Origin of the sequence: Neobacillus kokaensis (genome assembly GCF_014656545.1) — a bacterium.
Classification (GTDB): Bacteria; Bacillota; Bacilli; order Bacillales; family Cytobacillaceae; genus Neobacillus; species Neobacillus kokaensis.
Genome location: NZ_BNDS01000002.1, coordinates 436,603 through 445,129, shown reverse-complemented (window position 1 = coordinate 445,129; position 8,527 = coordinate 436,603). Strand labels below are relative to the sequence as shown.

General features: G+C 38.3%; 5 protein-coding genes and 1 tRNA gene. All 6 read left to right on the top strand.

Going from position 1 to position 8,527, the window contains the following annotated elements; genetic code table 11:
- Position 1: 1 nt before the first annotated feature.
- Positions 2–73, top strand: a tRNA-Glu gene (locus IE222_RS04660).
- A 433-nt stretch (positions 74–506) separates the two neighbouring features.
- Positions 507–2,459, top strand: coding sequence for a 1,4-alpha-glucan branching protein GlgB (gene glgB, locus IE222_RS04655; RefSeq protein WP_191270158.1), 1,953 nt, complete (start codon positions 507–509; stop codon positions 2,457–2,459).
- Positions 2,398–3,543 carry a glucose-1-phosphate adenylyltransferase gene (locus IE222_RS04650; protein ID WP_191270156.1) on the top strand — a complete coding sequence of 382 codons (1,146 nt, stop codon included), beginning with the start codon at positions 2,398–2,400 and terminating at the stop codon, positions 3,541–3,543. The genes glgB and IE222_RS04650 overlap by 62 nt, the downstream gene beginning before the upstream one ends.
- Before the next feature lie 86 nt (positions 3,544–3,629).
- Positions 3,630–4,661: a GlgC family sugar phosphate nucleotidyltransferase gene (locus tag IE222_RS04645; RefSeq protein ID WP_191270153.1), complete on the top strand. Its 1,032-nt coding sequence runs from the start codon at positions 3,630–3,632 to the stop codon at positions 4,659–4,661.
- Entirely contained in the window at positions 4,658–6,124 is a 1,467-nt protein-coding gene (glgA, locus tag IE222_RS04640) for a glycogen synthase GlgA (RefSeq protein ID WP_191270152.1), read from the top strand. Before IE222_RS04645 ends, glgA begins: the two co-directional genes overlap by 4 nt.
- Positions 6,099–8,495 (top strand): glycogen/starch/alpha-glucan phosphorylase, encoded by a 2,397-nt coding sequence (locus IE222_RS04635; protein ID WP_191270150.1) that lies wholly within the window; start codon positions 6,099–6,101, stop codon positions 8,493–8,495. Before glgA ends, IE222_RS04635 begins: the two co-directional genes overlap by 26 nt.
- The last annotated feature ends 32 nt before the right edge of the window (positions 8,496–8,527 follow it).

Sequence of the window (8,527 nt, the reverse complement as noted above, 5' to 3'; positions counted from 1 at the left end):
TGGCCCCTTGGTCAAGCGGTTAAGACACCGCCCTTTCACGGCGGTAACACGGGTTCGAATCCCGTAGGGGTCATATTATAAACCTGATAACAATATGTTATCAGGTTTTTTTGTGCTTTTGATAGAAAACTCATTACCAAGTAATACCTTATGTGGTCTAAATATTATTTTATTTTTCAAAAAAAAGTTCCTTGTTAACTCCCCCACCAAATCTTATAAGTCCCCAATTATTAATCTAACTATTTTCAACAACAGTCTAATACAAAAATGAAAGCGTTTAAATTATTATTGCGCTAATAATATTTTTTAACAAATACACTAGATTTTCGTCGAAATACTAGAGGAATTTTTGTCGAAAGAGGAAGAAACCTGATGAAAAATCAGGTTTCATCGTAGATTGGGGTCAAAATTGTCTGAAAAGATAAAAAAGTATTTCGGGGAATATGGCCAAATAGCATATATAATTGTATTTTGAAATACATATTCTCAATGGGAAGAGGAGAATCATGACAGTCAATACACTTTTACCAACTGACTATCAGCTGCATCTATTTCATGAAGGAAACCTTTTTCAAAGTTATCAGCTGTTTGGTGCCCATATTTTTAGGTATTCCAATCGATGTTTTACTCGATTCTGTGTTTGGGCCCCTAATGCCCTGCAGGTAAGGCTTGTGGGAGATTTTAATAACTGGAATGGTCATGGATATGAATTGCAAAAGATGAGTGAAGAAGGGGTATGGATCATCATCGTCGATCAGGACCTCGAAGAAAAGATTTATAAGTATGAAATTATCACCAACTCAGGAGAAAGGCTGCTTAAGTCAGATCCTTATGCCTTTTATTCTGAAGTAAGACCACATACAGCCTCCGTCGTTTATTCACTTAATCATTATGAATGGAAAGACCATCAATGGATGGACAGAAAGGCAAATTATAACTTTTTATCAGAACCAGGAATCATTTATGAAATCCACTTAGGGTCTTGGAGAAAAAAAGAAGATGGCAGCAGTCTTACATATAAAGAGCTAGCTCAAGAACTCATTCCATATGTAATTGCGCATGGTTTTACACATATTGAAATCTTGCCGCTTGTTGAACATCCACTTGATGCCTCATGGGGCTACCAAGGTACAGGGTATTATTCGGTTACCTCAAGATATGGAACACCAAATGAGTTTAGATATTTTGTTGACCAGTGTCATCAACATGGTATCGGGGTGATCCTTGATTGGGTACCGGGACATTTTTGTAAGGATGCTCACGGTTTATACCGCTTTGATGGAACACATCTATATTCCTATCAGCACACGGGAGATAGAGAAAATTTTGTTTGGGGAACAGCTAATTTTGACCTTGGTAAAGGGGAAGTCCAAAGCTTTCTCATCTCTAATGCTTTATTTTGGATGGACTATTTTCATATTGACGGTTTCCGAATGGATGCAGTCGCAAACATTATTTATTGGCCAAATACCAATGATGAGAAACGTGAAAATCCCTTTGGTATCGAATTTTTGAAAAAGCTAAATCAAGTAATTGAAAGCCATAATCCTAACTTTTTAATGATAGGCGAGGATTCTACAGAATTCCCCAATGTAACTACACCAGTCCGCTATGGGGGCCTAGGATTTGATTATAAATGGAATATGGGTTGGATGAATGACATTTTAGAATATATGGAAACACCTCCATACGCTAGGTCACATGTCCACACGAAAATGACATTTTCACTTTTATATGCATTTTCAGAAAACTTTATGCTCCCATTTTCACATGATGAAGTAGTTCATGGGAAGAAATCCTTACTTGATAAGATGCCGGGGGAGTATTGGGAAAAGTTTGCCCAGTTAAGACTAATGCTGGGATACATGTTTGCACATCCTGGGAAGAAGTTACTGTTTATGGGCTTTGAATTTGGTCAGTTTGCTGAATGGAAGGATAAAGAACAGCTGGATTGGAATTTGATGGAATATGAAATGCATCAAAAGGTAAATTTATATGTAAAAATGTTAACAAAGCTCTATAAAAGGTCTAAAGCACTCTATGAACTAGACCATTTGCAGGACGGCTTTGAGTGGATTGATGCAGATAATAATGAGCAATCAATTTTCTCCTTTATTCGGAGAGGCAAAAAAGAAGAGGATTTGCTTATTATTGTTTGCAATTTCACAGGTGTAGGCTATAAGGAATATAAGGTTGGAGTGCCAAATCCGGGAGTGTATCGCGAGGTTTTTAATAGCGACCACGAGGAATACGGCGGGGGAGGAAGAATCAACAAAAAAACACTAACGGCAGCTGCAGAGCCATTTCATGGGATGCCATATTCATTAAATGTAACAATAGCCCCATTTGGGTTTCAAATATTAAGACCAATAAAAAAACGAAAGGAGCGAAAAGGGAATGGTAAAGAAAAAGTGCGTAGCCATGCTTTTAGCAGGAGGGAAAGGGAGCAGGCTGAATGACTTAACAAAGGACCTGGCGAAACCTGCGGTACCGTTTGGGGGGAAATATCGCATTATTGATTTCACCTTAAGCAACTGTACCAATTCTGGAATCGATACAGTTGGGGTGTTAACACAATACCAGCCATTGCTATTAAACTCCTATATAGGGATTGGCAGTGCTTGGGATCTTGATAGTAAGGATGGCGGGGTAACGGTTTTACCGCCATATAGTGAGGATTCAGAGGTAAAGTGGTATACCGGCACTGCCAGTGCAATCTATCAAAATTTGAATTATTTAAAGCAATACCAGCCTGATTACGTTTTAATCCTATCAGGCGATCATATATATAAAATGAATTATGAGAGAATGCTTGAATTTCATATTGAAAAGAAGGCGGATGTGACCATTTCCCTGATTGAAGTCCCTTGGGATGAAGCTAGCAGGTTTGGAATTATGAATACAGACAGAGAGATGCGAATCGTTGAGTTTGAAGAAAAGCCAAGCATTCCTAAAAATAATCTTGCTTCAATGGGCATTTATATATTCAGCTGGAATATTCTTAAGGAGTATTTAGAAGTTGATGCACAAAAAACTGATTCTAACCACGATTTTGGTAAAGATATTATTCCTTCATTATTAGAAGATGGAAAAAAACTATTTGCCTATCCGTTTAAAGGTTACTGGAAGGATGTTGGTACTGTTCAAAGTCTTTGGGAAGCGAATATGGATTTATTAAAGGAAGACTGTGAGTTAAACCTGTTTGATAACAATTGGAGAATCTATTCTGTAAATCCTAATCAGCCGCCGCAGTTTATTTCCCCAGATGCAGTTGTGAAAGAGTCTCTCATTAATGAAGGATGTACGATTGAAGGGGAAATTGATCATTCAGTTCTCTTTCAAGGTGTTTCCATTGGAGCAGGGGCTATTGTGAAAGATTCGGTGATTATGCCGGATGCCATTATAGGGAAGGACTGTTTCATTGAAAAGGCGATTGTACCAAGTGATGTACCGATACCGGATGGGACGGTTATCCGTTCGTTTGATGGTGAAGTTATTCTTGTAACGAAGGAAATGATTCACGAATTATATACGGCATACTAGCCTATGTGTTTGACCTTTCCGCCTGGGGTGGTAAGCCGTCATTCATCAGCTGGGATATTGAATAGAGATACTGGAGGGACTTTGGAGTGAAGAGAAAGCTATTAGGTATTATTGATGCTACAACCTACCATGAGGATTTAGAAGATTTATTAACCCATCGTTCATTAGCAGCACTGCCATTTGGTGGCCGATATCGAATTATCGACTTTGTGCTCTCTAATATGGTGAATTCAGGAATTAGAAGCGTGGCTATTTTCCCGAAAATGCAGTACCGATCTTTAATGGACCATTTAGGTTCGGGAAAGAACTGGGATTTAAATCGTAAACGCGACGGTCTTTTCTTTTTCCCATCGGCAATTATTGATAGTGATTTTAATATGGTTGGCTCATTTGACCTTTTTGCAGCAAATATGGATTATTTTTATCGCAGCACACAGGAATACGCACTTATAAGCAATTGTTTTACTGTCTTTAATATGGATTTCAGGCCATTATTAGATTGGCATACCCATTCCGGATGTGATATCACTGAAATCCATCATCAGGATGGTAGTTCTCTAGAATTATATTTGATTAAAACTTCACTCCTAATAAAGCTGATTGAAACAAGACATCAAACAGGTTATTCATGTATGAAGGATGTTGTTCATGATATGCACCATGGATATACTATCTGTCACTATGACTATAACGGGTATGCCGTCATGATAGATTCTATTGAAACTTATTTTTCTACCAGTATGAATTTGCTTCAAAAGAACGTGTGGAAAAATCTGTTTTTAGCAGAACAACCAATTTTAACAAAGGTGAAGGATGAGCCGCCAACAAAATATGTGAAGGGCTCCATGGTAAAAAATGCGATGATAGCTAATGGCGGATTAATTAGTGGAACAGTGGAAAATAGTATTGTTTCACGAGGAGTAAAAATTGGAAAAGGCACAGTAATTAAGAATTGTATCATTATGCAGAAATGCCAAATTGAAGATAATTGCTATTTAGATTCGGTCATTTTAGATAAGGATGTGAAAATTGAAGCAGGAACAAAATTAATAGGGACAGAAAAGTCACCATATGTAGTTCGAAAAGGGACGAAACAAGGAGCGCTGATGAATTCGTGAAAGTATTATTTGCTGTATCAGAATGTGGACCGTTTGCAAAATCTGGTGGACTTGCGGATGTTGCCGGGTCCCTTCCAAAAGAATTAAAGAATCAAGGGACAGATGTAAGAGTTATTCTTCCCAAATATGGAACAATTGCAGAAGAATATAAAAGGGATATGAAAAAGGTAAAGGAATTTACTGTATCGGTCGGCTGGAGGAATCAATATTGCGGGATAGAGGAGCTAAACTACCAAGGTGTTACCTTTTATTTTGTAGATAATGAGTACTATTTTAATCGGGAAGGACTATATGGATATTTTGATGACGGTGAGAGGTTTTCCTTCTTTAACAGGGCAGTCCTTGAAGCAATCACCGAGCTAAATTTCTTCCCTGATGTACTGCATTGTCATGATTGGCATACAGCAATGATTCCTTATCTATTAAAAACGGTGTATTATAAGCAAAAAGGATACGGATTAATTCGCACTGTTTTTACGATCCATAATTTACAGTTCCAAGGAATTTTCCCTAAAGAGGTGCTTGGAGATTTATTAGGTCTAGAAGATCAAATCATGCACTACCAGAATTTAGAGTTTTATGGAAACATAAATTTTCTTAAAGGAGCCCTTATTTCCGCGGATAAAATAACAACAGTCAGTCCAACGTATAAAGAAGAAATTAAGACGGAAGTGTATGGAGAAAAGCTTGATGGATTGTTAATAGGAAGAAATGAAGACCTAGTTGGAATCTTAAATGGGATTGACGAAGATTTCTATAATCCAAGTCATGACTCGCTTATTTTTCAAACGTACAGTGTAAATGATTTATCTAAGAAAATGGTAAACAAACGTGAAATACAAAAACAATTCGGATTAAAGCAAAGCCAAGGAACACCGTTATTGGTCATGATTTCACGGCTAACCAAACAAAAGGGATTTGACCTTGTAAAATGTGTACTTAGAGAAATACTTCAAGAAGATATACAGGTGATTCTTTTAGGAACTGGTGATTATGAATATGAGGACTATTTCCGTCAGGCAGCAAGGGTATATCCTGAAAAGCTAAAGGTTCATACGGGCTTTAACGAAGAATTGGCACATAAGCTATATGCATCTGCAGATTTATTCTTAATGCCATCCTTATTTGAGCCGTGCGGTCTTGGGCAGTTAATTGCAATGAAATACGGAGCAATTCCGATTGTTCGCGAAACAGGCGGCTTAAATGATACCGTTAAGGCATGGAATGAATTTACCGAACAAGGAAATGGATTTTCATTTAGGAATTTCAATGCTCACGATATGCTTTATACACTCAAAAGAGCGTTAGATTTTTATAATGATAAAATGGTATGGGAAAAGATTGTCAAACAGGCAATGGAAAAGGATTATAGCTGGGCTCAGTCAGCATTCAGCTATAATAAGCTCTATGCCGAACTTGTCTCAAGGAGTGAATCACATGTTTTCTACGAAAGAAAAATTTAAGCACACCTTTTTAAAAAGGCTTGAGATGCTGTGCGGGAAGAGCTTTTCGGAAAGTACACCAAGGGACCATTATCAAACAATTGGTCATATGATTCGTGAATATGTCAGCAACGACTGGATTACAACAAATGAACATTATTTAGCAACAAAAGGAAAACAGGTTTATTACCTATCCATCGAATATCTGTTAGGTAAGCTTTTAAGGCAAAATTTAATGAATCTTGGTGTTGAAGAGATTGTTGAAGAAGGCCTTCAAGAATTAGGAATTGATTTAGTGGAACTTGAAGAAATTGAGCCTGATGCAGGCTTAGGAAATGGCGGCTTAGGAAGACTTGCCGCCTGTTTTTTAGACTCTCTAGCTTCACTGAATCTTCCTGGGCATGGGCACGGCATCCGGTATAAGCATGGTTTGTTTGAACAGAAAATTGTCGATGGTTACCAGGTCGAACTGCCGGAGCAATGGCTGCGGAGCGGTAATGTTTGGGAGGTTCGCAAGACTGACTTGGCGGTCAGCATCCCGTTTTGGGGGAAAGTTGAGAGCAGAAATGAAAATGGCCGGCTCGTGTTTCATCATTTGAATGCGGAAACAGTTACCGCAGTACCATATGATGTACCGGTAGTGGGCTATAACACAAAAACAGTCAATACATTAAGGTTATGGAATGCAGAACCTGCCCAATTTCCGTTTAATAAGGACGTATTAAAATATAAGCGGGAAACAGAAGCTATCTCTGAGTTCCTTTACCCGGATGATACACATGATGAAGGAAAAATCTTACGACTGAAGCAGCAATACTTTCTAGTGTCAGCCTGCATTCAATCTATTTTAAGGGCGTATCGAAAACAGCATACGAGTTTGGAGCAGCTGCATGAATATATTTGTATCCATATTAATGATACCCACCCGGTGCTCGCTATTCCAGAATTAATGAGAATCTTAATAGATGAAGAGAAGCTTGAGTGGGACCAAGCATGGCATATAACAACAAACACGATTTCGTATACTAATCATACTACACTGTCAGAAGCGCTGGAAAAATGGCCTGTTCATATTTTTCAGCCGCTATTGCCAAGAATCTATATGATTATCGAAGAAATTAACGAGCGCTTTTGCAGGCGGCTTTGGGACGAGACACCTGGTGACTGGGAGCGGATTGGGAAACTCGCGATTATTGCTGACCATTATGTTAAAATGGCCCATTTAGCGCTTGTAGGAAGCTTCAGTATTAATGGTGTGGCAAGACTTCATACTGAAATTTTAAAAGAACGGGAAATGAGACCATTTTTCCAGCTGTTTCCTGATAAATTTAACAATAAAACAAATGGAATTGCCTACCGCCGCTGGCTGTTAAAAGCAAATCCGGCACTTTCAAACCTTATTACTGATGCGATTGGCCCTTCTTGGACCCAATCAGCACATGAATTGAAACAATTGCTTAAATACCAGCATGACCAGCCTTTTTTAAGGCAATTGAAAAAAATTAAGACTGATAACAAGCAGAAGCTCGCTGATCTTATTTTTAAGCAAAACGGGGTAGCGGTTGATGCAAATGCGATATTTGATGTACAAATCAAACGGCTTCATGCCTATAAACGACAGCTTCTTAACGTTCTGCACATAATGTATCTATATAATCGAATTAAAGAAGATTCGAGTTATGAATTGACCCCAAGGGTGTTTATTTTTGGGGCAAAAGCATCGCCGGGATACTATTATGCAAAAAAGATAATTAAACTGATCAATACTGTTGCTGAAAAAGTAAATAATGACCTTCAAGTGGGCGATAAGTTGAAAGTCATTTTCCTAGAAAATTATCGTGTCTCATTAGCGGAAAAGATTTTTCCTGCGGCGGATGTCAGTGAACAAATATCGACCGCAAGTAAAGAGGCTTCAGGGACCGGGAATATGAAATTTATGATTAATGGGGCATTAACCATAGGGACGCTTGATGGAGCGAATGTAGAGATTCATGAGCTTGTAGGCGATGATAATATGTTTCTATTTGGTTTGACAGCTGAAGAAGTTCTTCACTATTATCGCCATGGCGGTTATGAATCTGTTGAATATTATCACCTGGATCAGCGGATCCGCGAAGTGGTGGATCAGCTCGTGAACGGGTTCTTTCCAGACACGTATAATGAATTTGAACCAATTTTTGATTCTTTACTTGGTGAAAATGATCAATATTTCGTTCTAAAGGATTTTGCCTCTTATACAAATACACAGGAAAAAATAGGGGAGATTTATCAGGATTCCGTCAAATGGCAGCAAAAAAGCCTTGTGAATATCGCTCATGCAGGTTATTTTTCAAGCGATCGAACGATTAGAGAATATGCCAACGATATATGGGGAATTCACCCGCTTCGATAAAAAGAAAAAGCTTCTGCCGCTTGGCAGAAGCT